The organism is Arthrobacter sp. YAF34, from assembly GCF_052113245.1.
In the GTDB taxonomy this organism is placed as follows: domain Bacteria; phylum Actinomycetota; class Actinomycetes; order Actinomycetales; family Micrococcaceae; genus Arthrobacter.
Window position 1 is genome coordinate 15,474 of sequence record NZ_JBFRCV010000013.1, and the last position, 24,123, is coordinate 39,596.

At 66.9% G+C, this 24,123-nt stretch carries 16 protein-coding genes; 9 read left to right on the forward strand and 7 right to left on the reverse strand.

What is annotated here, in order from left to right; translation table 11 throughout:
• Window position 1: 1 nt before the first annotated feature.
• The gene (gene nadC / locus AB4Y72_RS15745; protein WP_441427088.1) at window positions 2-1,003 is read left to right on the forward strand and encodes a carboxylating nicotinate-nucleotide diphosphorylase; all 1,002 of its coding nucleotides are present in this window, start codon (window positions 2-4) and stop codon (window positions 1,001-1,003) included.
• A 7-nt stretch (window positions 1,004-1,010) separates the two neighbouring features.
• Window positions 1,011-2,225 (forward strand): cysteine desulfurase family protein, encoded by a 1,215-nt coding sequence (locus AB4Y72_RS15750; RefSeq protein WP_441427089.1) that lies wholly within the window; start codon window positions 1,011-1,013, stop codon window positions 2,223-2,225.
• 69 nt (window positions 2,226-2,294) lie between these two features.
• Here the strand turns inward: AB4Y72_RS15750 and AB4Y72_RS15755 are convergent, their stop codons facing one another.
• The gene (locus tag AB4Y72_RS15755; protein ID WP_441427090.1) at window positions 2,295-2,780 is read right to left on the reverse strand and encodes a GtrA family protein; all 486 of its coding nucleotides are present in this window, start codon (window positions 2,778-2,780) and stop codon (window positions 2,295-2,297) included.
• A 4-nt stretch (window positions 2,781-2,784) separates the two neighbouring features.
• Window positions 2,785-3,459 carry a DUF1684 domain-containing protein gene (locus AB4Y72_RS15760; RefSeq protein WP_441427091.1) on the reverse strand — a complete coding sequence of 225 codons (675 nt, stop codon included), beginning with the start codon at window positions 3,457-3,459 and terminating at the stop codon, window positions 2,785-2,787.
• A gap of 121 nt (window positions 3,460-3,580) precedes the next feature.
• Here AB4Y72_RS15760 and AB4Y72_RS15765 point away from each other — a divergent pair, with 121 nt between their 5' ends.
• From AB4Y72_RS15765 to AB4Y72_RS15775, 3 genes are all read left to right on the forward strand, one after another.
• The gene (locus tag AB4Y72_RS15765) at window positions 3,581-4,996 is read left to right on the forward strand and encodes a M20/M25/M40 family metallo-hydrolase (protein ID WP_441427092.1); all 1,416 of its coding nucleotides are present in this window, start codon (window positions 3,581-3,583) and stop codon (window positions 4,994-4,996) included.
• Between the two features lie 30 nt (window positions 4,997-5,026).
• On the forward strand, window positions 5,027-5,851 hold the full coding sequence (locus AB4Y72_RS15770) for a hypothetical protein (protein WP_441427093.1): 825 nt from the start codon (window positions 5,027-5,029) through the stop codon (window positions 5,849-5,851).
• Between the two features lie 85 nt (window positions 5,852-5,936).
• A complete protein-coding gene (locus AB4Y72_RS15775; protein WP_441427094.1) occupies window positions 5,937-6,740 on the forward strand; it encodes a transglutaminase-like domain-containing protein in 804 nt (267 codons plus the stop codon).
• Window positions 6,741-6,762: 22 nt separating this feature from the next.
• On the opposite strand, the gene AB4Y72_RS15780 is transcribed toward AB4Y72_RS15775, so the two are convergent.
• Together AB4Y72_RS15780 and AB4Y72_RS15785 are read right to left on the reverse strand one after the other, a co-directional pair.
• Window positions 6,763-7,224, reverse strand: coding sequence for a MarR family winged helix-turn-helix transcriptional regulator (locus AB4Y72_RS15780; protein WP_441427211.1), 462 nt, complete (start codon window positions 7,222-7,224; stop codon window positions 6,763-6,765).
• Window positions 7,224-8,366, reverse strand: coding sequence for an LLM class flavin-dependent oxidoreductase (locus tag AB4Y72_RS15785; protein ID WP_441427095.1), 1,143 nt, complete (start codon window positions 8,364-8,366; stop codon window positions 7,224-7,226). The genes AB4Y72_RS15780 and AB4Y72_RS15785 overlap by 1 nt, the downstream gene beginning before the upstream one ends.
• A 271-nt stretch (window positions 8,367-8,637) precedes the next feature.
• On the opposite strand from AB4Y72_RS15785, the gene AB4Y72_RS15790 reads away from it, so the two are divergent.
• From AB4Y72_RS15790 to AB4Y72_RS15805, 4 genes are all read left to right on the forward strand, one after another.
• Window positions 8,638-10,062, forward strand: a complete 1,425-nt coding sequence (locus AB4Y72_RS15790) for an MFS transporter (protein WP_441427096.1) — start codon at window positions 8,638-8,640, stop codon at window positions 10,060-10,062.
• A 414-nt stretch (window positions 10,063-10,476) separates the two neighbouring features.
• The gene (gene ectB, locus AB4Y72_RS15795) at window positions 10,477-11,748 is read left to right on the forward strand and encodes a diaminobutyrate--2-oxoglutarate transaminase (RefSeq protein WP_441427097.1); all 1,272 of its coding nucleotides are present in this window, start codon (window positions 10,477-10,479) and stop codon (window positions 11,746-11,748) included.
• Window positions 11,749-11,895: 147 nt separating this feature from the next.
• Window positions 11,896-13,299 carry an aspartate kinase gene (locus AB4Y72_RS15800; protein WP_441427098.1) on the forward strand — a complete coding sequence of 468 codons (1,404 nt, stop codon included), beginning with the start codon at window positions 11,896-11,898 and terminating at the stop codon, window positions 13,297-13,299.
• 15 nt (window positions 13,300-13,314) lie between these two features.
• Entirely contained in the window at window positions 13,315-17,607 is a 4,293-nt protein-coding gene (locus AB4Y72_RS15805; protein ID WP_441427099.1) for a Pls/PosA family non-ribosomal peptide synthetase, read from the forward strand.
• Between the two features lie 9 nt (window positions 17,608-17,616).
• Here the strand turns inward: AB4Y72_RS15805 and AB4Y72_RS15810 are convergent, their stop codons facing one another.
• The 3 genes from AB4Y72_RS15810 to AB4Y72_RS15820 all read right to left on the reverse strand — a co-directional run bounded on the left by AB4Y72_RS15810 (window position 17,617) and on the right by AB4Y72_RS15820 (window position 24,116).
• Window positions 17,617-20,802, reverse strand: coding sequence for an efflux RND transporter permease subunit (locus AB4Y72_RS15810; RefSeq protein WP_441427100.1), 3,186 nt, complete (start codon window positions 20,800-20,802; stop codon window positions 17,617-17,619).
• 76 nt (window positions 20,803-20,878) lie between these two features.
• Window positions 20,879-22,381, reverse strand: coding sequence for a malate:quinone oxidoreductase (locus AB4Y72_RS15815; protein ID WP_441427101.1), 1,503 nt, complete (start codon window positions 22,379-22,381; stop codon window positions 20,879-20,881).
• Between the two features lie 79 nt (window positions 22,382-22,460).
• Entirely contained in the window at window positions 22,461-24,116 is a 1,656-nt protein-coding gene (locus AB4Y72_RS15820) for an ABC transporter substrate-binding protein (protein WP_441427212.1), read from the reverse strand.
• Window positions 24,117-24,123: the final 7 nt, after the last annotated feature.

A 24,123-nucleotide genomic window follows, 5' to 3' on the forward strand; every position in this document is an offset into this window, starting at 1 on the left:
CATGACCGCAACCGCTGCCCCGGAAACCGTGCCCTCCCGCACCGCGGCGCTCGCCGGGAGCCTGCCGGAGACGGCCGTGCTGGCCGTGCTCCGCGCGGCGCTGCAGGAGGACGCCCCGTACGGCGACATCACCTCGCAGACCCTCATCCCCGCGCAGGCGCGCGCCACCGCGGTGCTCAATGCGCGCGTTCCCGGCGTGCTCAGCGGCGGCGAGGTGTTCGCCGCGGCGATGAAGCTGACCGACCCGGCCGCCGTCGTCGAACTGCTGGTCCCCGACGGCCAGGCCTTTGCCGCCGGAACGGCCCTGGCCCGGGTGAGCGGGAACGCCCGCACGGTACTGCTGGCCGAACGCGTCGGACTGAACCTGGTGCAGCGGATGAGCGCCATCGCCACCAAGACCGCGGAGTTTGTCGCGCTCGTGGACGGCACCGGCGCGCGGATCACCGACACACGCAAGACGACGCCGGGGCTCCGGGTGCTGGAACGCTACGCCGTGCGCTGCGGCGGGGGCGCCAACCACCGCTTCAGCCTCTCCGACGCCGTCCTGGCCAAGGACAACCACCTGGCCGTCCTGACCGGCGGCGACGCGGCGAAGCTCACCGAGGTGCTGCGCGGCGCCAGGGCGCAGCTCGGCCATACGACGCACTTCGAGGTGGAGGTGGACACGATGGAGCAGATCGAGCCGGTCCTGGCCGCCGGGGTGGACACCATCATGCTGGACAACTTCTCGGTGGCCGAGCTGGCCGCCGGCGTCAAGCTGGTGGGCGGCCGGGCCCGCGTCGAGGCCAGTGGCAACGTCAACCTCGCCACTGTGGCAGACATCGCCGCCACGGGGGTGGACGTCATCTCCATCGGCGGCCTCACGCACAGCGTCACGGCCCTGGACCTCGGCCTCGATATCGAGCTGGCCGTCGGGGCTGCTGTTGAACCGGCCGCCGGGCCGGAGCGGGAGTTCAGTGTCCCTGCCGGCGGCCGCCCCGGGACCGATCCGACGGCCGGCTGAGGGCACCATGATTTTCCTCGATGCCGCGGCAACCACCCCGGTCCGCCGCGAGGTGCTGGAGGCCATGTGGCCCTACCTCACGGGCGAGTTCGGCAACCCGTCGAGCCATCACTCGCTGGGGCACACGGCCGCCACGGCGCTCGCCGGGGCCCGGGCCGCAACGGCCAAGGCCTTGGGCTGCCGCGCCGGGGAAATCGTCTTCACCTCCGGCGGCACGGAAGCGGACAACCTGGCCGTCAAAGGCATCGCCCTGGCCCGCCGCGCCGCCGATCCGTCCCTGGACCGGGTGGCGATCAGCGCGATCGAACATCCCGCGGTGGAGGAATCCGCCAGGTACCTCGAACGCGTCCATGGTTTCGCCGTCGACGTGATCCCGGTGGACCGCTTTGGCCAGGTGACGGAGGAGGCCCTCGCCGCGGTGCTGGCCCCCGGGACGGCCCTGGTCAGCGTGATGTACGCCAACAACGAGGTCGGCACGGTGCAGCCCATCGCCCGGCTCGCGCCCCTGGCCCGCGCCAGGGGAATCCCGTTCCACACCGACGCCGTCCAGGCCGCAGGCTGGCTGCCCCTGGATACCGGCGCGCTGGGCGTGGACGCGCTGAGCCTCTCCGGCCACAAGCTGGGCGCCCCCAAGGGCAGCGGGGCATTGTTTGTCCGCGGACGGCTCAGGGTTGAACCGCTGGTTCACGGCGGCGGCCAAGAACGCGGCCGCCGCTCGGGCACGGAAAACGTCGCCGGTGCCGTGGCGCTGGCGACGGCACTGACGCTCGCCAGGGAGGCGTCCTCAGTCCCGGCGTCGGCCCCCGCATCGGAGGCCACGTCGGAGGCCCCCGCATCGGAAGCTCTCGCCCGGCGCGTTGCGTCCCTCCGCGACGGATTCATTGAAGCCGTGCTGGCCGGCGTTCCCGGGGCGGTCCTCACCGGCCACCCCACTGAGCGGTTGCCTTCCGTGGCGTCGTTCTGCTTCCCGGGCACCAGCGGCGAGTCCGTGCTGCTGGACCTCGAGCGCCAGGGCGTGGTGTGCTCCAGCGGCTCCGCCTGCGCGGCGGGAGCGGACGCGCCGTCGCCCGTGCTGCTCGCGATGGGCATCGACCCGGAGATCGCCCAGACGGCGGTGCGGTTCAGCTTCGACTCGACCGTGAGCGCTGACGAACTCCGCCAGGCCGCGGCCGCAGTGCGCACCGCCGTCGTCGGAATCCGTGCCCTCGGCCCAACTAGCTAGCAGCAGGGGCCGTTTTGAGCGTCCAAAACGGCCCCTGCTGCGAGTTAGTTGGGCAGGCGGAGCGGGTAGTCAGCGGTGACGGGCGCGGCGGAAGATCCAGTGCCGCAACATCGTGAACCGCACGGCGGTGGCGGCGAAGCCGGAGAGCGTGGTGGTCCAGAGTTCTTCGGCCACCGTGGCGCCGGGGTTGACCCAGTGCAGGACGGCCAGGCTGCCGCCGGTGATCAATAGTGCCACCAGGATCACGATCAGGCCGTTGAGGTGGTCGCGCTTCATCCGGCGGCGCTCGGTGATTTTGAACGTCAGGCGCCGGTTGAGCGCGGTATTCATGAACGATGTCAGGATCAGGGCCGCCGCGTTGGCCGGCTGGGCACCCAACCAGGGCCGCGAAAGCGCGTACAGTCCCAGGGATGTCAGGGTGCAGACAACGCCGACGCCGGTGAACCGGATGAGCTGCCGGACCACGGGGTAGCGGAGGATTCCGCGGTAGCGCCGGGAGGTCGGGCCGCGGACGACGTTGGGGGCAGGGGCCTGCTGTGTGAGCTCGGACTCCATCCGCTCAGTACAGCTCGCCGACCGGGATGTCGACGGCCAGCCTGTTCCCCGGACCGGCCAGGGGACATGCCCAAGCCTCGTTGTAGGCGCAGGAGGGGTTGTAGGCGAAATTGAAGTCCAGCACGAATTCGGCGTTGGGCCCGGATCCCCGCACGCCGTGGAACGCCCCCTTAATGGTGTCCAGCAGGTAGCGTCCCGCGCCGTAGCTGCCGCCCGGCTGACCTGCGGTGGCGTCCCGGAACGGGACGAAAATGCCCCCGCCGTAGCCCTTGAGCTTCCAGACCGCGAGCTGCCCCATTTCGGGGAGGTCGAAGGTGCCCAGCCGGACGAACCGGACCAGGCCGTCGGTCCCGGTCTCCACGTTCATCTCCCGGCCGGCGCCCTCGGGAGTCAGGGGGACGTAGAAACGGTAGATCGGATCGTAGTCCGCCGTCTTCAGGCCGCTGAAGCTGGCCTTGGCCTCGGCGGTCAGGGCCGAGGCCGGGTGGGTGCCGAACATGCGGTCCCGCTCCTGGCGCCAGTAGGAGTGGGCCTCCGCCGGGTTGTCTGCGGCGATCTTCCGCGTGGTGGCGTAGAGGGCAAAAGTCCGCAGCCGCCAGTCCGCGATATCGAGCGCCGACATGCCTGCCACCTCGCCCTGTTCCTCAAAATGCGATCCGTCAAAGTGCTGTTCGGCCATGCCCCCAGCGTATCCGCTTTCCAAACGCCATTTTCCTGCGCCGGTATTTGCCCCGGTTCCGGCGCAGGACCCGCGCCGGAATGCCCCATCCTGGGCCCGCTCCGGCCGTAGACTTTCGCCCATGCGCAACCCCCTGCCGAACCCCGCCGGCGCTGACGCCCGCGACAGCGCCGGCCATGCCCTCATATCCGACGCCGAGGCCCCGGGCAGCGCCGGGCCCGCCGCGGCGTCGCTGGCCGAGCTCGTAGGCTACCGGACCGTATCCTCCCGGGGGCAGGACGCGGTGGAGGCAGCGGAGTTCGAGGCCTTCATCGCGGCACTGCGCCGGCTGTACCCGGCGGTCCATGCCGCCCTGGACCTGGAGCGCGTCAACGGCCACGCCCTACTTTACCGCTGGCCCGGCACCGCCCCAGCGGCGGGGGAACGGGCGTCGGTGCTGATGGCGCATTACGACGTCGTCCCGGCCGGGGAGCCGGGGGAATGGACGCACGCGCCGTTCTCCGGCCACAACGACGGCACCTTCCTGTGGGGTCGGGGGACGCTGGATGACAAGGGCCAGCTGGTGGCCATCCTGGAGGCCGCCGAAAGCCTCGTGCTGGCGGGGTACGCGCCCGCACACGACCTCTACTTCTCGTTCGGCAACAACGAGGAGACCGCCGGCAGCAGCGCTCAAGCCGCCGCGGACCTGCTGGCTGGCCGCGGCGTCAAGCCCTGGCTCGTGCTGGACGAGGGCGGCGCGGTCGCGGGCGGTGCGTTCCCCGGTGTGAGCCGGCCCGCCGCCGTCGTCGGGGTGGCCGAAAAAGGGATCCTGGACGTGGAGCTGCTGACCCGGGACCCGGGCGGGCACGCGTCCACGCCCCCGCGGATGGGGGCGACTGCCCGGCTGGCCCGCGCCATCACCCGGATCGAGCGCAGCCCGTTCCCGCAGTCGCTGCCGGAGGTGACCGCGGAGATGCTGCGCCGCTTCGGCCCGCACACGCCGCCGCCGCTGCGGGCAGTGTTCGCCAACGTGGCACTGCTCCGGGCGCCGCTCACCTGGCTCTTCGGCCGGCTTGGCAACGAGACCAACGCCATGACCCGCACCACCGTCGCCATCACCACCCTTGAAGGCAGCGCCGGGGCGAATGTCCTCGCCGCCACGGCCAAGGCCAACGCCAACATCAGAATCGCGGTGGGGGAGACCGTCGAGGGCACCATGGCCCACCTGCGCAAAATCATCCGCGACCCGAAAGTGGAACTGCGCGTCGTGGAGGGCAACGGCCCGTCCCCGGTGTCCCCGTCCTCCGGCGCCCAGTGGGATCTGCTGGCGGACTGCATCGGGCAGGTCTTCCCCGAGGCGATCATCACCCCCTACATCATGATGGGGGGCACCGACTCCCGCCGCTTCACCGGGATCTGTGGCGCCGTGTACCGTTTCGCGCCCTTCTTCATGGACGTCGCGGCCCGGGGCTCCATCCACGCCGTCGACGAGAAAATAGCGCTGGATACGCTGGGCCAGGGGGTCCGCTTCTACGAAACGCTGATCCGGGGGCTCTGAGGGATGCTCCGCCCCGGCTACGCTGGCACCATGACTGGGACGGCCGCTTCTACAGGATCAGGCAGCGCGGGAATCCGGAGCGCTGTGCTGCGGACGGTCGCTGCGCTCGCGGTCGCGGCGGCAGCGCTTACGGGGTGCAGCAGCGACGGCAAGGGGGCCCCGGTCTGGACCGCGGGCAGCGGCGCGGCCGGGGACGCGACGTGGACTGCCACGCCGTCGACTGCCACGCCGGGGCCGGCATCCTCGGCCAGCGCGTCTGGGGCGCCGGGCTCGACCGCCGCGGCCTGGAAGGTCTTCACCGACCCGGCAAAGACCGTCAGTTTTGAGGTGCCGCAGGACTGGATTGTCCAGTCCGTGGCTCCCGACGCCGGTGCGTTGCCGGGGGCGCTGAAGGTCACCGTCAAGGACGCCGACGGCGGTTATCTGGCCACCCTGCAGACCGGTCTGCGCCCGCAGCCTGCCGCGACGTGCCCGGCCGGCGCCGCACGGAACTACGTCGTGGTCAGCAGCGTGCCGGTTGACCTGCCGCACGCCGGCGGGGCGGGCAGCATTGACCCGCACGTGGTGTTCCGGGTGATCCAGGGCTATAAGTACTTCGGCTCCTACGGCATTACCAACGTGGTGGGCGGCGCCGGCGGCAAGAGCTGCGCATTGCAGAATGTGGTCCGTGGCCCGGCGGGCAAGGGGGACTATTCGTTTGGGGACCTGACCGTGCTCAAAACGCTGGCCCCGGACCGGAAGGTCGCCCCCGCGAAGGCGTTCGACACTCTCGGCCAGGCGGCCAAGTACGTCAACGAGGGGTCCGAATTCGCCAACGTCCAGCGGATGCTAATGTCTCTGAAGATCAAAGACTAGTCCCGCCCCCCGCACATCCCCGGGCCGTTGACGGTGACTTCCCCCTGCACCGAGCTCACATCCCACATCCCGGAGACAGAGATACATGGAACGCGCCGTAGCCGCCCGCCTGGCCTTCAAGACCGTTGCCGAGACCAAGGTGGCCCTCGCCGTGGCCGTGGCCCGGAACCCCGGGTACGGCTCATTGGACGAGTCGCTCAGGGTGACCGCGGACGGCGAGGACGTGCCGCTGACCGAACTCTCGGACCACCACGGCGGGCGCTTCCACTACATGGAATTCGCCGACCCCACCGACGTGCTGGTTGAGTATTCCGCCACCGTCAGCGGCTTTGCGCTGCCGGACGAATCCGGGCTCATGGAACTGATCCGCTATGTCCGGCCCAGCCGCTACGCGGAGTCGGACCGGCTGCTGCCGACTGCCTATGCCGAATTCGGCGGGCTTCAGGGTGAAGAGCTGCTCCACGCCGTCCGCAACTGGGTCTTCGGCGAACTGCGCTATGTCAGCGGCTCCTCGCGGGGGACCGACGGCGCGGTGGAAACCCTGCTGCACCGCCGCGGCGTCTGCCGGGACTTTGCCCACCTCGCCATTGCCCTGCTGCGTTCCAAGAACGTTCCGGCCCGGCTGGCCGCCGTCTACGCCCCAGGCCTGACCCCGATGGACTTCCACGCCGTGGCCGAGGCGCACATCAACGGTACCTGGCACGTTATCGATCCCACCGGGCTGGCGCCGCGGGAGAGCATGCTGCGGATCACGGCCGGGCGCGATTCCTCGGACACCGCGTTCCTGTCCACGGTGGGCGGCAGCCTCTCCCTGAAGGAACTCAGCGTCACCGCCGTCGTGGATGAGCTGCCGCTGGAAGACCCGGCGAAGCTCGTCGCCATCCACTAGGGGGCGCCCGCCGGTCCCCTTCTCAGCGCGCGGCCACCGCGGCGCGGAGCTTCTCGGTCAGCCGCAGCAGCTCCCGCTGTTCCGCGGCGGACAGGGCCGGCCCCACGAGCGCGGCGATGTCGCGCACGTGTTCGCGGCCGATCTGCTTCTGCAGGTCCCGTCCGGCGTCGGTGAGCCGAATGAGGATCCCGCGGCCGTCCTCGGGAGCCGGCGTCCGTTCCACCAGCCCGCGCTTTGCGAGCCGCTCCACGAGCCGGCTCAGGCTGGACTGGCTCAGCAGCACGTTGTCGTTGAGCTCGTTCAGCCGCAGCCACCCGGAGGGGCAGCGGGAGAGCGTGAAGAGGACATCGTATTCATTGAGGGCCAGGGCTTTGAACGCCGGCGCGGCCTGGAGTTTGCGCATCACCGCCACCTGGGCCCGGAACAGGGATTCCCAGGTTTCCGCGGCCAGGCGTACCGGCGACTCCGTGGTCTTGGCGGGCATCATGAGCCTTGGCTGGTGGTCTCTGCCGCTGTCTGTGCCGCTGCGCCGGCGGCATCTGTGGGCCTCGCTGCCAGTGCAGCCGCCACCCGGCCGGCGTGCGTCGGCGGTTCCGGGACATGGGCGGGCTTGAGCGCGGCGTATTCCTTGCGCAGCACCGGCAGCACTTCCTCGCCAAACAGATCCAGCTGCTCCAAGACGGTCTTCAGCGGAAGCCCGGCGTGGTCGATCAGGAAGAGCTGGCGCTGGTAGTCGCCGAAGTACTCGCGGAAGGTGAGGGTCTTCTCGATCACTTCCTGCGGGCTGCCGACCGTCAGCGGGGTCTGGGACGTGAAGTCCTCCAGCGACGGGCCGTGGCCGTAGACCGGGGCGTTATCGAAGTAAGGACGGAACTCCTTGACGGCGTCCTGGGAGTTCTTCCGCATGAAGAACTGGCCGCCGAGGCCCACGATCGCCTGGTCTGCCTTGCCGTGGCCGTAGTGCTCGTAGCGTTCGCGGTAGAGGCCGATGAGCTGCTGGTAGTGCTCCTTGGGCCAGAAGATGTTGTTGGCGAAGAAGCCGTCGCCGTAGTATGCGGCCACTTCGGCGATCTGCGGCGTGCGGATCGAGCCGTGCCACACGAAGGGGGCGACGCCGTCGAGCGGTCGGGGGGTGGAGGTGAAGTTCTGCAGCGGGGTGCGGTGCTTGCCGGACCAGTTGACGGTGTCCTCGTCCCAGAGGCGGCGCAGCAGGGAGTAGTTCTCGATCGCGAGTTCGATCCCGTCCTGGATGTTCTTGCCGAACCAGGGGTAGACGGGGGCGGTGTTGCCGCGGCCCAGGACCAGGTCCACGCGACCGTCGGCCAGGTGCTGGAGCATCGCGAAATCCTCCGCGATCTTCACCGGGTCGTTGGTGGTGATCAGCGTGGTGGCCGTGGACAGGATGATGCGCTCGGTCTGGGCCGCGATGTACGCGAGCGTGGTGGTGGGGGAGGAGGAGAAGAAGGGCCGGTTGTGGTGCTCGCCGATGGCATAGACATCCATGCCGATCTCTTCGACCTTCTTGGCGATCGCCACGGACGCCTTGATGCGCTCGTGCTCCGTCGGGGTTCGGCCCGTGGTGGGGTCGGTGGTGATGTCGCTGACGCTGAAGACGCCGATCTGCATGATGTGCCTTTCCGTGGCCGGTCTGATCCGGGGCTGAGTCCACTATAAGCGATTTACATGCATTTGCATGTATCGAGAGGTGTAACGTCCCGCGTGGCCGAATATTCCCGGGCGTTCCCGCCGAGTTTCCTGCCGAATTGCCCGGCGAACTGCCCGGCGGGTTCCCGGCTGCGGCGCCGCCCGGGCCTAGGATGCAATCATTCGGCTGGCCGTCAGGGGCCGCCCCGCCCGGAAGGCCCCCATGCGACGTGTCGTAGCTTTTCTGTGTCTGGTGGAACTCACCAGCGGAATCCTGCAGGGCTACTACACGCCCATCCTCACCGACATCGCCCGGCACCTGGGGATCCACGACGCCGACGTCAACTGGTTCGAGGCAGCACAGCTGATGGTCAGTGCCCTGGCCGTGCCGGTGCTGGCAAAGCTGGGGGACATGTACGGTCACCGGAGGGTTCTCCTGGTCTCCACCCTGGTTACCGCGGCGGCGTCCTGGGGCGTCGCGCTTGCCCCGGACTTCTGGACCTTCCTGGCTGCCTGGTCCTTCCAGGGCTTTTACGTGGTCTGGCTTCCGTTGGAAATCGCCCTGGTCTTCAGCCGGGTCCATCAGCGGCCCGACGGCGCCGCCCGCACCCGGCGCGCGGCGGGCATATTGGTCGGGGCGCTGGAGTTCGGCGTCATCGCCGGTGCGCTCGCAGCCGGTTCCCTCGTGGACGTCTTCGCCGGGCAGCTGCAGCTTGTGCTCCTGGTTCCGGCGCTGGCCGTGTCCGCGTGCTGGTTCGCCATCCGGTTCGGCGTGCCGGAGTCCGTGGAGCGCAGCGGCGGGCGCGTTGACACCGGGGGGTTCACCCTGCTCGCCGTCGGCCTGTTGCTCATCACCTCCGGGCTGACGTTCATGCGGCTCAACGGCGCCGGCGCGTGGTGGCCGTGGGTGCTCGTGGCGGCCGGGATCCTCGTCTTCCTTCCGTTCGCGCGGTTCGAGCTGCGCCAGGCCGATCCCCTTGTGGATATCCGGATGCTGCGGAGCACATCGATGTGGCCGGTCCAGCTGACCGCCGGGCTGTTTGGAGTCTCGGTCCTGGGGGCCCAGGCTCCGCTGTCCACCTTCGCCCGGACTGATCCTGCGCTGCACGGCTACGGGCTCGGGCTGCGCGCCGGGCAGGTCTCCATCATCATCGGCGTCTACGTACTGGCCTTGCTCGTGGGGGCGCTGTTGTATCCGGTGGTGACGCGCCGGCTGACCCCGCGCTGGACGCTCGTGGGCGCCGCGTCGCTCGTGGGCCTCGGTTATCTGTTGTTCCTGCCATTCCACAACAGCCTCGCCGAGGCACTGGCAAACATGGCAATCGCCGGCGTCGGCTCCGGAGCCCTGGTGGCGGCGCTGCCGTCGGCGGCGGCCGCGGCTGCGCCCCTCAACCGCACCGCGATGGCCACGGGCCTGACCAACACCACCAAGACCATCGGCGGGGCGTTCGCGTCCGCGGTGTTCGGCATCGCCCTGCTGAGCCACGCCATGGCTGAGGCCGGGGCTGTGCCGGGGGACGGGCAGACAGCGGCGCCCCTGGCCGGCTATCTCACGGTGTGGACCATCTGCGGAGTCACGGGTCTGGCTGCGGCCGCCGCGCTTGTCCTGGTGCCCCGGTTGGCCTTCTCTGACCGGGCCCCGGCCGCCGTCGAGCCCCTGCGGGCCGGCTCGCACTAACCAACGTTTCCGGGCCATACAGGACTAAGGACACTACCGTTCGCAGCCACCTTCCCCGGCTCCCCGGGCGCTCTCATTTTTTTCGAGTACAGGAGCGCTGCCGGGAGCATCTGAGGTCCCTCGAATCGGGTAGTTTTGCGACCTTGCGGACGAAAAAACAGGTACCGAATACTCAGGTGCTGTGAATTTCCTGAGACTACGATAAGACCCGTTAGGTACTTGGGCAGCCCTGACTGATCTGCCCGGTTCGCGCATAGAAAACCTCTAATAGGTGAAAATATACGGGCTTTGGGAAAATGCCGGCCAGCGCGCCACAGTTGCCGCGCGGCTTCCTTCGCATGCCCGTCATCCGAAAAGCCCGAGTTGCCCTCCGCTCGGGTCACTTCGCTCGTCGACAGTACGGGACATCGCCAGATGGACATCTTTGAAACTTTGGAATCTGAGGTTCGCAGCTATTGCCGCGGCTGGGACACCGTGTTTGAACGGGCCGCCGGCAGCGCCCTCTACAGTGAAGACGGCAGAGAATTTCTGGACTTCTTCTCTGGCGCCGGAGCGCTGAACTACGGCCACAACAATCCGGTGCTGCTGCGGCCGCTCGTCGACTATCTCCTCTCCGGGGCGATAGTCCATTCCCTGGACATGAAGACGCCCGCCAAGCGGCGCTTCCTTGAGACCTTCCAGGAACTGATCCTCAAACCCCGGAATTTGGACTACAAAGTCATGTTCCCCGGACCGACCGGGACAAACTCGGTGGAAGCGGCCCTGAAGCTGGCCCGTAAAGTCACCGGAAGGCAGCACGTCCTCAGCTTCACCAACGCATTCCACGGGATGACCTTGGGGTCGTTGTCGGTGACGGGCAACGCCATGAAGCGGCAGGGAGCCGGCGTTCCGCTGACGAACACATCGAGCATGCCCTACGACGGATTTCTCGACGGGCAGGCGCCGGACTTCCTCTGGCTCCGGCTCGCCCTGGAGGACAGCGGCTCGGGCCTCGACAAGCCCGCCGCCGTGATCGTGGAAACCGTCCAGGGCGAGGGCGGCCTCAGGGCGGCCCGGGCATCCTGGCTGCGGGAACTCTCGGAACTCTGCCGCCAGCACGACATCCTGCTCATTGTTGACGATGTCCAGGCCGGCTGCGGACGCACGGGGACGTTCTTCAGTTTTGAAGATGCCGGCATTACCCCTGACATCGTTTGCCTGTCGAAGTCCATCTCGGGCTTCGGGCTGCCTCTGGCCCTGACCCTGTTCAAACCCGGCCTGGACGTTTGGAAACCCGGCGAGCACAACGGAACATTCCGGGGACACAACCCGGCGTTCGTCACGGGAACGGCTGCCCTGGAGCATTACTGGCACGACGACACCTTCGAGCTGAAAGTCGCCGGGCTTGCGGCGCAACTGCACGAGGGGCTGGCACGGATCGCGGCGGGCGTCGAGGGCGCTACCGTCCGCGGCCGGGGTTTGCTGGCCGGTGTTTGCTACCCCAGCCCTGAGACAGCAGGGAAGATTGCGGCTGAATCGTTCGCCCGGGGGCTACTCGTGGAGACGTCGGGCCCGCAAGGTGAGGTCCTCAAGACGATGCCCGCGCTGACTATCAGCCCCGGGGACCTGCGCAGGGGACTCGATATTCTCGCCGAAGCCGCAGAATTCGTGACCGGGGCCCCGGTCCCCTTGGTGTCCACTGTTTGAGCATCCGTACAGGGCCCGGCACCGACGGGCTCCGTGCAGAAGGCTCTACGGCGGGACAAAGACCGCTCGCAAGAATCGATGCATATTTCGGGGAGAGAAATGGGTACCCGCAAGGCAACAGCCGGCAATGATCGTGATCAAGAAGAGATGGGCAGAGTGATTCCCCCGGGAAGCGTCATTGTACAAAAGTTCGGCGGCTCGTCCCTGGCGGACGCCGCAGGTATTCTCCGCGCAGCCGAGCGCATCGCGAAAACGCGGGCGAACGGACATCGGGTGGTGGCGGTGGTTTCTGCCATGGGGGACACCACCGATGAGCTTTGCGACCTCGCTGCCGAGGTTTCCACCCGGCCGCTTCCCGTCGACCTCGATGCCCTTCTGAGCATCGGAGAGCTGGTGTCCTCGGCACTCCTGGCGATCGCCCTGGCAGATCTGGGCCAGGTGCCCCGCACCTTTACCGGCAGCGCGGCGGGCCTCATCACCGACAGTATTCATGGCAAAGCGCACATAACCGATGTCAGGCCGGACCGGGTCCGCACCTGCCTGGCCCACGGCGAAGTCCCTATCGTCGCCGGATTTCAGGGCCGGACCAAGAAGCGTGGAAAGGTGACCACCCTAGGACGCGGCGGCTCGGATCTCACCGCGGTTGCCCTTGCCGCAGCGCTGGGGGCCAGCGTGTGTGAAATCTACACGGACGTCGACGGCGTCTACACGGCCGACCCCCGTGTGGTGCCGACGGCGCGAAAGATTGATGTCCTCTCCAGTGAGGAAATGCTTGAGTTCGCCGCCTCCGGGTGCAAGGTACTGCATTTGCGGTGCGTTGAATATGCCCGCAGGTTCGGAATCCCGATCCATGTACGGTCCTCCTTCGTGCCGGAGCCTGGGACCTTGATCCTGCCTGGCATCGACCGTCATCCACGCCGGGAGCCCGCAAGGGAGCAACCGCTGGTGACCGGGGTGGCCGGGGTTAATTCCGCCTCGAAGATTGTCGTTGTTGGAATTCCTGACCAACCGGACACCGTGGCGCGCATTCTCCATGTGCTGTCCCGGTCGGGGGCCAGCGTCCAGACCATAGTCCAGAATACGGCCGGCCCCGATTCAAGCCGGTCCGATGTTGCCCTGATCCTTCCGGCCGCTCAGGCAGCCCTTGCCCTGGCCGGGCTCACCGCCGCAAAGGGAACCATCGGATTCCAGGGCCTGCAGCACGATAGCCACGTGGGCAGGGTGTCGGTCACCGGCCTGGGAATGCGGTCTTCACCGGAGATCTTCTGCACCTTCCTGAAGGCCCTGTCCGACGCAGACGTGGAACTGGACCTGGTTGACATGTCCGAGACCTGTTTGGGCGCCGTCACCCAGACCGACCGGCTTGCTGATGCCGAACGCGCTGTCCGGCGGGCGTTTGGCTTGGCCCCGGCGGCCGAAGCTGCGATGCCGGAAGTTGTCGGCAACGTCACGGTCTCCGTCGGCCCCCCGGTCGACACATGGGCTGCGAAATCGGGCCACGCTATAACGCACGTCCCGCGGGACGGCCGAACCATGGCACGTCACTTCTAGCGAAGGAGCTAAAGGATGGGCAAGACCGCGAGGATCGGCAACAGCCTCACCAGACCCCCTGAGTTGCTCGGGAATGTGTCAACGATTGGCGGTTCCGAGGGGGGAGCCGTTCTCACCTCGGCCGCGCCGGACCAGACCACGCGTTGGCGTCGGGGCGAGCGCCTGGACCGGCTTTTTGAGGATCGCTGCGACCAACTGCGGGAACAAGGACTGGGTGGCCAGATTGCTGTGGACGCCGGGGACGTTGTCCTGACGTACACACAGCTGGATGAACGGGCAAACCAGCTGGCGCGGCAGCTCTTGGTGTGCGGTGCCCGGCCGGGGGACCGCATCGCGTTGCTGTTTGACCAGCCGTGGCGGGCATACGTGGCGATGCTTGCGGTGCTGAAGATCCACGCGGCCTACGTTCCGCTGGACCCGGGATTCCCGCCGGATCGTCTCCAATACATTGTTGAGGACGCCAATGCGGCGATGATCCTCTCCCTTTCCCATCTGAGGGACCTGCTGCCTGAAGTGGCCGCCGTCACGGTGTGCCTGGATGATATGCAGGCGCAGATCGATGCCCAGGACCCCGCCCGCCTGAGCAGTGCGGAGCATGGCGGGACGGCCGATGAACTGGCGTACATCATCTACACCTCGGGTTCGACGGGCCGGCCCAAGGGCGTGGCAGTGGACCAGGCCAGCATCTGCAACTTTGTCCGGGTGGCCTCTGACGTCTACGGCATTGAGCCCACGGACCGCGTGTACCAGGGCATGACGATCGCCTTTGATTTTTCGGTGGAAGAAATCTGGGTCGCCTGGATGGTCGGGGCCACGCTGGTGCCAAAGCCGGGACGGTCCAGCCTGCTGGGCGCCGAGCTCGCGGAGTACCTGCAGGAAAAACGGATCACGGCGCTTTGCTGCGTCCCAACGCTGCTGGCGACGCTCGACGACGATCTGCCCGGTCTGCGGTTCCTGCTGGTCTCCGGAGAGGCCTGCCCCAAGGATCTCGTCATCCGGTGGCACCGCCCCGGCCGTCGGTTCCTCAACGTCTACGGCCCCACCGAAGCGACGGTGACGGCCACATGGTCGGTCCTCGACCCGGACATGCCCGTGTCACTCGGCGTGCCCCTGCCCACGTACTCTGCAGTGATCCTTCACCCCGAGGAGAGCCGCGCGCTGCCCCGTGGTGAATCCGGCGAAATAGGCCTCGCCGGGGTGGGCCTGGCACGGGGATACGTGAACCGCCAGGACCTGACGGATCGGGCGTTCGTGCCGGATTTCCTCGGGATCGGGAACAATCCCTCCGGCCGGATCTATCGCACCGGAGACCTCGGGCGGGTCAATGACGACGGGGAACTCGAGTACTTCGGCCGGATCGACACACAGGTCAAGATCCGCGGCTACCGGATCGAGTTGAGCGAAATCGAATCCGTGCTCCTGCAGCTCCCCGGAATTGCGCAGGCAGCCGTTCAGACCTATGAACCGGAACCCGGAACGGTGGAACTGGCCGCCTACTACACCCTGCGCCAGGGCGCCGTGGGCGTGGACGCCCATGACCTCCACCAGATGCTGCGCACCAGGCTTCCCGGGTACATGGTTCCGGCCTATTTTGAACAGCTCGACGCCCTGCCCATGATGGCCAGCGACAAGGTGGACCGGAAACGGCTGCCCCGTCCGGAGCACAGGATCAGCGGGGCGGCCGCCGGGTCGTTTACCGCCCCAACCACCGCCGCCGAAGAGGCCCTGGCGGTGCAGCTTGGCGTCGTGCTGAGTCTTGACAAAGTCTCTACCGATGCGCATTTCTTCAACGACCTGGGTGGGGACTCGTTGATGATGGCACGCTTCTGCGCCCGGATTAGGAAAGAAACCGCACTGCCGCCGGCAGCTATGCAGGACATCTATGAAAATCCGACGGTGCGGCAGCTGGCCGCGTGCCTCGAGGCCAGGCACAGTGAATCTGTCAACAGCCCCGTCCTGCCGGAGTCCGGCCCGGCGCCCGCACCGGCGCGCCCGGTGAGCGCCTTCCAATACGCTTTCTGCGGTGTCATCCAATTGCTGGTTTTCGTGAGCTACACGATGTATACCGCGTGGATCCTGGTATTTGGCTATGAATGGACGCTGGGGGGAACCACCCTCCTGGACATGTGGCTTCGCACCATGGGTTTCGGTGTCGCCGTGTTCGTGGTCCTGTCTGTGACCCCGATCATCGCCAAATGGGTCCTCGTCGGGCGGTGGAAGCCGGGCAGCATCCGGATATGGAGCGTGGCCTATCTCCGCTTTTGGGTGGTCAAGACACTGACGAGGGCAAATCCACTCGCGCTGTTCGTCGGTTCGCCGATCTACGTGGTGTACCTGCGGCTCCTGGGCGCAAAGATCGGCAAGGGGGTCGTCATTTTCGATCGCCACGTGCCCGGGTGCCCGGACCTGCTGACCGTGGGCGACAATACCGTGATCCACAAAGACACCTGGATCCTGTGCTACCGGGCGCACGCGGGGAACATCATGATGGGCCCGGTGACCCTGGGCAGGAACGTCCTCGTCTCCGAGAGATGCACCCTGGACATCGGAACCTCGATGGGCGACGACAGCCAGCTCGGACATGCGTCATCGCTGCAGACGGGCCAAGCGGTGCCCCAGGGCGAGGTCTGGCACGGTTCCCCTGCCGTGCGGGCCAGCGCCAACTACAAGCGCGTCCCGACCGCCCCGTGCAGCACCCGCCGGAGGGTCACCTATAGCCTGCTCCAGCTGTTCAACCGTCTGGTCCTGGTGGTTCCGGCGGGCGTTCTCGGGCTGGCCGCGTTCCTCCCGGGCTACCTGGCCACCGACCATCTGCAGTTGGGCTCCTACACCTTCTTCCTCGATATGATTGCCGTGACACTGGTGGTGCTCATTGGCGGGCTGATCGTCGGTCTGGTCGGCGTCGTCTGCCTTCCGCGTTTGCTGAACCGCTTCCTTAAGCCTGATGTGGTCTATCCGCTCTACGGCTGGCACTATTCGATCCACCGGCTGATCGTCCGCCTCTCGAACGTCCGGCTGTACAAGGACATCTTCGGCGACAGCTCCTACATCGTGCACTATCTGCGGGCCCTCGGCTGGGATCTGGGCAAGGTGCAGCAGACAGGATCAAACTTCGGCCCCACGCTGGCCCACGAGTCGCCCTTCCTCTCCTCGGTTGGGACAGGAACCATGGTCTCTGACGGCCTGAACGTGATGAATGCTGATTACACGAGCACGTCCTTCCGTCTCTCGCGGGTCCACATCGCGGGCCACAACTTCCTGGGAAACAGCATCACCTTCCCGATTGGCGCCCGCGCGGGCGAGAACTGCCTTCTGGCCACGAAAGTGATGATTCCCATTGACGGCCCGGTCCGGAGAGACGTGGGGCTGCTGGGCTCGCCCGCCTTCGAGATTCCCCGCTCCGTCCAGCGTGACGCCGAATTTGACGAACTCAAGATCGCGGACGCCATGAACCGGCTCCTCCCGGCCAAGAACCGGCACAACATCGTGAGCATGGCGCTCTTCGTCTCCGTGCGGTGGGTTAACCTGCTAGCTGCCACGCTCGCCGGCGCCGTTGCCGTGTCGGCCCACAGCTTCCTCGGCGTGCTGGCCGTCGCCGCGGCAATGCTCGCCCTGGTGGTGTTCCGCACGCTGTTCAGCATTCTGGTTGAGCGTTCGGTGATGGGCTTCCGTCATCTGAAGCCGCAATACTGCTCCATCTACGATCCCTACTTCTGGCGGCATGAACGTCTTTGGAAACTTCTGGCCCTGGCGCCCCTTCACGGGACCCCCTTCAAGCCCCTGATCTGGCGAATGATGGGCGCCAAGGTGGGCAAGCGGCTCTACGATGCCGGCATGAACATGCCGGAAAAGACCTTGGTCACGATAGGCGATGACTGTACGTTCAACGAGGGAGTTCACATTCAGGGGCACTCCATGGAAGACGGGACATTCAAGTCCGGCTACGTCGTGATCGGCAACCGGTGCTCCGTCGGCGTGGAAACCTTCATCAATTACGGGGCCACTATGCACGATGGCTCGACGCTCGGATCCGACGCCCTCCTGATGAAAGGCGAAGAAGTCCCGGAAAATGCGACGTATACCGGGAACCCGGCGCGCGAGGTGCTGACCTCCGTGGCGCCACAGTCCCTCACAGCAGTGGTCACCGGCGGCCACCCCCACAGCGGGCCCCGTCACCGGGGCACTGCCGCGGCGCCCGTCGGACTGCTGCGGCTCTCCAAGGGAACCCACGGAACCCACAGGACACCAGGAACCCACAGCACACCGAAGGCATCGCGGGCCAAAGCCGGGCTGCCGGGCCCCTCTTAAAGGACGCTCTTAGTGGGAGCCGGTTGGCAGGGGAGCATCCTCGGTGAAATCGTCGGGGAAGTCCTCGGCCGCGGAGGCCGGGCCGGAATGGCGTCCCCGGGGCAGGGACTTCTGCAGGGCCTTCCGCTCCCGGCGTCCTTCCACCAGCCGGTACAGAACCGGAACCAGGATGAGCGTCAGGGCGGTGGAGGAGATCAGGCCGCCGATCACCACGATTGCCAGGGGCTGGGAGATGAAGCCGCCTCCGCCGGTGAGGCCCAGTGCCATGGGCGTCAGGGCGAACACCGTGGCGAGGGCCGTCATAAGGATGGGGCGGAGGCGCTGGCGGGCGCCGTGTGTGATGGCGTCCGCCACGGACATTCCCGGTTCACCGTCGCGCGGCTGGCGGTACTGGTTGATGAGGTCGATCAGCACAATCGCGTTCGTCACCACGATGCCGACGAGCATCAGCATGCCGATCAGCGACGGAAGACCCAGCGGCACCCCCGTCACCACGAGTAGGGCGATGGCGCCCGTCGCCGCGAAGGGGACGGAGACCAGCAGGATCAGGGGCTGCACGAGGGACTTGAAGGCAGCCACCATGATTACGTAGACGATTGCGACGGCGGCGAGCAGCGCGAGCCCCAGTTGGCGGAACGAATCGGCCTGCTGCGTCGTCGCGCCGCCGATTTCAGCGGTCACTCCGGGCGGCAGTTGGACTGCCTTGAGGCGGTTCTGCACCTCGGTGCTGACCGCGCCGAGATTGGCGCCCGACGGCGTGACAGAGACCCGCGCCGTGCGCTGGCCGTTGCTCGCCGTGATGGAGACGGGGACGTCAACCTGTTCCACGGAGGCGATGCTGCCCAGCGGCACGGCGCCGGCCGCCGTCGGGAGCGGGATCTTCCTGACGGCGTCGATGCTCGTGAAGCGGGTGCCTTCGCCGATCCGGACGGGAAAGTCGTTGGTGCCGATGCGGACTGTCCCGGCCGGAATCGGGCTGATGGTTGCGGCCAGGACTCCGGCGACACGCCCTTCGTTCAGGCCGGCCGCGACGGCCTTGGCCCGGTCCACCTTGACCTGGACCACCGGCTGGCTGGCGGCAAGGTTCGTCGCCACCTCGCTGCTGCCGGGCACTCCATCCATGGCCTTGACCATGGCGTCGCTGGCGGTCCGGAGGTCAGCGGTGGTGGCCGCCCTGAGCGTGATGTCCACGGTCGACGTCGTGCCGAAACCGCCCTGCTGGGATCCGACGGTGATCTTGCCGGCGCCGCCGAGCTTGGCGAGCTCGCCCCGGACCGTGTCCTGGAGCTTGCCTTGGTCGGCTTTCTCGTCCGTCACCACCGTGAATGTCGAATTCGACGCGCCGGATGAGAGCAGGGCCGAGAAGCCGGTCTGGGCATTGCCGGTGGTGGACTGGACATCCTTGATTCCATCGATGCCCCGCAGGACATCCTCGACCCGGATGGCCGACTTGCTGGCTGCGGCCAGGCTGGTGCCCGCCGGCAGGGCCTGCTTGACCGTCATGCTGTTCTCGCCCGAGCGGCCCAGGAGGTCCGTGGCGAGCAACGGAGTCATCGCCACGGTGCCGGCCAGCACCAGGGCCGCGGCGACCAGCGTCAGGACCGGGTGCCGCTGGGTGCCGGTAAGGATGGGCAGGTAGCCCCTCTGCAGGCGCGTGCCCTGTTCGGCCTCATGGGCCTTTGCGGCAATGTCTGCGGCAGATTCAGCTTGGGATCCTTTGTTCGCGGACGCGCGCAGGAACCAGTACGCCAGCACCGGCACGATGGTCAGCGAGACCAGCAGTGATGAGAGCAGCGCGATGGTCACGGTGAGCGCGAACGGACGGAACAGCTCACCGGCCAGATCGCCGACGAAGGCGATCGGCAGGAAGACCGCCACCGTGGTGAGTGTCGAGGCCGTGATGGCGCCGGCGACTTCGCGAATGGCGCTCACGATCGCGGTGATCTTTTCCTCGCCATAGGTGAGGTGGCGCTTGATGTTCTCGATGACCACGATCGAGTCGTCCACTACCCGGCCGATCGCGATGGTCAGAGCGCCTAGGGTCAGGATATTGAGGGAGTAACCGGTCGCCGAAACCCCGATGAACGTGATCAGCAGGGACAACGGGATGGACACGGCCGTCACCAACGTAGCGCGGACGGACATCAGGAAAACCAGGATCACCAGGACGGCGAAGCCCAGTCCGAGCATGCCCTCGGTGGTGAGGTCCTTGATCGACTTCTCGATGAACGGGGCCTGATCGAAGACCGGGGTGAACTTGGCGTTGGAGCCAAGCTCAGCCTCGAGCTGCGGGATGGCGTCCTTCACCGCGTGGGAGATCGCGACAGTGTCGCCCTCGGGCTTCTTGGTCACGGACAGCGCGAGGGTTTCCTTGCCGTTCGTTCGCGTGATCGAGGTACGGGCGTCCTCGACCAGTTTGACGTCGGCCACACTGCCGATCGTCGCCGCGTTACGGGACGCGCCCAGCGGGAGGGCCTTGATGGCGGCGAGGGAATCCACCGGGCTGCCGATCTGCAGCGAGAGCGTCTTGCCCTGCTCTTCGACCGTCCCGGCCGGGACCAGCGAACCGTTGTTCTTTAGGGCGTCACTGATGGACTGGATACTCGCACCCGACGCCGCCATGTCCACCGGCCGCGGCAGGATCTGGATGTGCTGGCTGGCTCCGCCGGTGACGTCGGCGCCCCGCACACCGTCGAGCTTCTGCAGCCGGGGGACACTGAGCCGCGCGAGATCGGCGTTGAGTTCGCTGAGCGGCTTATCCGAGGACACGGCCAGGAACACGATCGGGAAGTCGCTGATGCTCCCGGCGATGGCTTGCGGCTGGACGTCCTTCGGCAGGGCCTGCCGGGCGTTGGAGATTGCCCGGTCGATCTGGTTCCGGGCCCGGTCCAGGTTGCTGCCATACGTGAAGGCCAGGGTGATCTGCGAGACGCCGTTCCGGGACGTGGACGACGTCGACTCCAGCCCCTCGACGCTGTTCAACGCCGTTTCCAGCGGAGCGCTGATCTGCTTGTCCACGACTTCGGGCGAGGCGCCCGGCATCGACGTGATCACCGTGATCTGCGGGAACTCGATGGACGGGATGAGTTCCTGCTTCAGCGAGGACATCGTGATCACACCGAAAACGCACGCGAACACCGTGATGAGTGCGATCAGGGCCCGGTTGGCGAGGGACAGCTTGGCGAGCCGGAACATCTCATGGTCTCCTGGTGGTCGGCGAGACGGCAAACGGGGACTTCAGCGAGTCCGGCCTCAGCGGACCGGGCCGGGCTCAGTTGCGGGCGTCGACCTGTTCGAGCTGCAGCGTCTTGGCCGTCGCGGCCTCCAGTTGGGCGGCGAGCTCAGGATTCTCGTTGAGCTTGACACCGTAGCCGGGCATCATGTCCTTGAGCTTGGACTGCCAGCCCTTGAAGTTCTTGGGGAAGGACTTCTGGAGCAGCTCGATCATGATCGGCACCGCCGTGGACGCGCCCGGGGAGGCGCCGAGGAGGGCTCCGATGCTGCCATCGCGCCCGGCGATGACCTCGGTGCCGAACTGCAGCACGCCGCCCTTCTTGGGGTCTTTCTTGATGATCTGGACCCGCTGACCGGCGGTGATGAGCTCCCAGTCGCCGTCCTTGGCTTCGGGGTAGTACTCGCGCAGGGCCTCGACCTTGTCGCCGTGGCGCTTGGCGACTTCCTTGATGAGGTAGGCCGTGAGGTCCATGTTGTCCTTGGCCACGGCCAGCATCGGGATGATGTTGGAGGGGCGGATGGACAGCGGCAGGTCCAGGTAGGAGCCGTTCTTGAGGAAGTTCGTGGAGAAGCCCGCGTACGGGCCGAACAGCAGGGAGCGCTTGCCGTTGACGTAGCGCGTGTCCAGGTGCGGCACGGACATGGGCGGGGCGCCTACCGATGCCTGGCCGTAGACCTTCGCGCTGTGCTGGGCCGCGATGGTCTCGTCGGTGCAGCGGAAGAACTGTCCGGAGACCGGGAAGCCGCCAAAGCCCTTGCTTTCGGGGATTCCGGAGGCCTGCAGCAGGTGCAGGGCGCCGCCGCCCGCGCCGACAAACACGAACTTCGCGTGGATCGAGCCGTGCTCGCCGCTGCGGGGGTGCTTCAGCGAGAGGTCCCAGCCGCCGTCGGATGCGCGTTTGATGTCGCTGACGTTGTGGCCGTAGTTGATCTCGACGCCGTTGTTGCCGAGGTAGGTGGTCAGTTCCCGGGTCAGAGCGCCGAAGTCGACGTCGGTGCCCTCGGCGGCGCGGGTTGCCGCGACGCGCTGCTTGGGGTCGCGGCCCTTGACGATCAGCGGGGCCCACTTGCCGATCTCGGCGTGGTCCTCGGAATACTGCATCGAGCGGAACAGCGGGTTCGGCTTGAGCGCCTCGTAGCGGGTGCGGAGGAACTTGGTGTGGTCCTCGCCGATCACGAAGCTCATGTGCGGGACGGTGTTGATGAAGCCCTTGGGGGAGCCGATCAGCGAGTTCGAGACGAGGTGGGACCAGAACTGCCGGGACAGCTGGAACTGCTCGTTGATGTTCAGGGCCTTGCCGGGGTCCACCGAGCCGTCTTTGGCGGCGGGGGAGTAGTTAAGCTCACACAGGGCGGCGTGTCCGGTGCCGGCGTTGTTCCAGGGGCCGGAGCTTTCCAGTCCCGGCTCGTCGAGCCGCTCGAACATCGAGATCGTCCAGTTCGGCTCGAGCTGCTTGATGAAAGCACCGAGCGTGGCGCTCATGATGCCGCCGCCGATCAGGACGACGTCGGCATGTTGGGTCTTGGAAATGAAAGTCACAATCAGTCTCCGATAGCAGCGGCTCTGGCTGTCACAGAATATCCCCGCACCGCCTACTAACTGAAATTGGCCCCGGGCGTCAAGGCTTTAGCTCGACATTTGTGAAAACTTCGTTGAGCACCGGGGACGCCGGGTACTTCAGGACGCGGTCCGAGAGGGCCAGCGCCGAGATCGGGAAGGCAATGGGGACCGCGGGCACCGTGGCGGCAATCTGCGCATTGATCGTTTGATACTGCGCCGTGCGGTCCTTGCCGTCCGGCAATCCCCGGGCCCGGGCGATCTTGGAGAAGACCTGGGGATCCTGGTAGCCGAATTCGCCGGTCTTCTCGCCAAAGAGCGGGCCCACGAAGTTATCCGGGTCGGAGTACGACCCGTTCCAGCCGAGCAGGTGCAAGGCGTGGTCCCCCGGCGAGGTGACCTTCTTGAGATAGCCGTCGGCCCAGTCCACGGGAACGGGTTTGATGTTGAATCCCACGGCGGTCAGTTGCCGGCTGATTTCGGCGTACACCTTTTCCGGCGTCGGAAGGTAGGGCCGGGTGACGTTGAGCGGGTAGTAGAACTTCAGCGGCTGACCCTTGTAGCCGGACGAGGCAAGAAGTTCCTTGGCCTTGTCCGGGTTGTAGCCGAGCGCGGGAGCGTTGTTGTTGAAGCCGCTGAGTTTCGGCGGGACGAACTGCGATGCCGTGGCGGTGTTGTCTATAAAGAACCGGCGGATCAGGGTGTCCTTGTCCAGCGCCATTTCGATCGCCTGACGCACCTTGAGGTTCTGGAGGATGGGGACTTCCTGGTTCATGCCCAGGTACATGACGGAGAAGGGGTCCCGCTGGATGATCTGTTTGCCGCTCTTGACCAGCTGATCGAAATCGCCCACCGTCACGGCGTCGTACGCGTCGATCTTGCCGTCCAGCAGTGCCTGCATCCGGGCCTGCGGGAAATCGTAGGTCACGAACTTAATGGTGCCGATCTGCCCCTTGTCGCCCCAGTAGTTCTTGTTGCTGGTCAGGGTGACGGTGCCGGGGTCCCAGGAGCCAAAGGTGTACGGTCCGGTGCCCACCGGATGCAGGCCGTAGGCGGACATTGGCTGGCCCCCGCGGCTCCGGTCCAGGGCGTCCGCGTGTTCGGCGCTGAGGGCCCGCGGGGAGGAGATGGCGAAGGCCGGGAGGGTCAGGGCCTGGAGAAATCCCGTGAAGGGCTGTGTGAGGCTGATCCGCACGTTGTCCGGCGCCACAGCGGTGCAACCTTTGTAGATGGACAGGGCCGCCTGGTCCGCGTGGGCCTTGAACACGCCCTTGAAAGTGGTGCCGGGGGCCCGCTGACGAAGGGCTTGCGGGAAGTTGAACCAGCGGTTGAAGTTGGTGCAGACGGCGGCGGCATCGAACGGCGTCCCGTCCTGGAACGTGACTTTCTCGCGCAGCTTGAAGGTGTAGGCCCGGCCATCATCGCTCTGTGACCATTCGGTGGCCAGCAGGGGCGTGGGCTGGCCGGTGGTTTGATCGACGCCCACGAGGCCTTCGAGCACCTGCCGGGTGATGCGGTAGGACTCGACGTCGGAAACCAAGGCCGGATCGAGGCCGAGGGGCTCCGATCCGGTGCCGAAGGTGAAGAGTGCAGTAGGTGCGGCGCTGGCCGTGGCGGGGGCGGCGGTGGAGCTGGCCGCCGGGCCGAAAGTACCGGTGCAGGATGCTACGGGCAGGACAAGGAGGACGGCCCCGATGCTGGCGGCAATACGCCGCATTGTCCTG

Bases quoted from the DNA above. Each gene is read 5' to 3' on its own strand.
- nadC (WP_441427088.1), top strand. From the start codon at position 2: ATGACCGCAACCGCTGCCCCGGAAACCGTGCCCTCCCGCACCGCGGCG.
- AB4Y72_RS15750 (WP_441427089.1), top strand. From the start codon at position 1,011: ATGATTTTCCTCGATGCCGCGGCAACCACCCCGGTCCGCCGCGAGGTG.
- AB4Y72_RS15755 (WP_441427090.1), bottom strand. From the start codon at position 2,780: ATGGAGTCCGAGCTCACACAGCAGGCCCCTGCCCCCAACGTCGTCCGC.
- AB4Y72_RS15760 (WP_441427091.1), bottom strand. From the start codon at position 3,459: ATGGCCGAACAGCACTTTGACGGATCGCATTTTGAGGAACAGGGCGAG.
- AB4Y72_RS15765 (WP_441427092.1), top strand. From the start codon at position 3,581: ATGCGCAACCCCCTGCCGAACCCCGCCGGCGCTGACGCCCGCGACAGC.
- AB4Y72_RS15770 (WP_441427093.1), top strand. From the start codon at position 5,027: ATGACTGGGACGGCCGCTTCTACAGGATCAGGCAGCGCGGGAATCCGG.
- AB4Y72_RS15775 (WP_441427094.1), top strand. From the start codon at position 5,937: ATGGAACGCGCCGTAGCCGCCCGCCTGGCCTTCAAGACCGTTGCCGAG.
- AB4Y72_RS15780 (WP_441427211.1), bottom strand. From the start codon at position 7,224: ATGCCCGCCAAGACCACGGAGTCGCCGGTACGCCTGGCCGCGGAAACC.
- AB4Y72_RS15785 (WP_441427095.1), bottom strand. From the start codon at position 8,366: ATGCAGATCGGCGTCTTCAGCGTCAGCGACATCACCACCGACCCCACC.
- ectB (WP_441427097.1), top strand. From the start codon at position 10,477: ATGGACATCTTTGAAACTTTGGAATCTGAGGTTCGCAGCTATTGCCGC.
- AB4Y72_RS15800 (WP_441427098.1), top strand. From the start codon at position 11,896: ATGGGCAGAGTGATTCCCCCGGGAAGCGTCATTGTACAAAAGTTCGGC.
- AB4Y72_RS15805 (WP_441427099.1), top strand. From the start codon at position 13,315: ATGGGCAAGACCGCGAGGATCGGCAACAGCCTCACCAGACCCCCTGAG.
- AB4Y72_RS15810 (WP_441427100.1), bottom strand. From the start codon at position 20,802: ATGTTCCGGCTCGCCAAGCTGTCCCTCGCCAACCGGGCCCTGATCGCA.
- AB4Y72_RS15820 (WP_441427212.1), bottom strand. From the start codon at position 24,116: ATGCGGCGTATTGCCGCCAGCATCGGGGCCGTCCTCCTTGTCCTGCCC.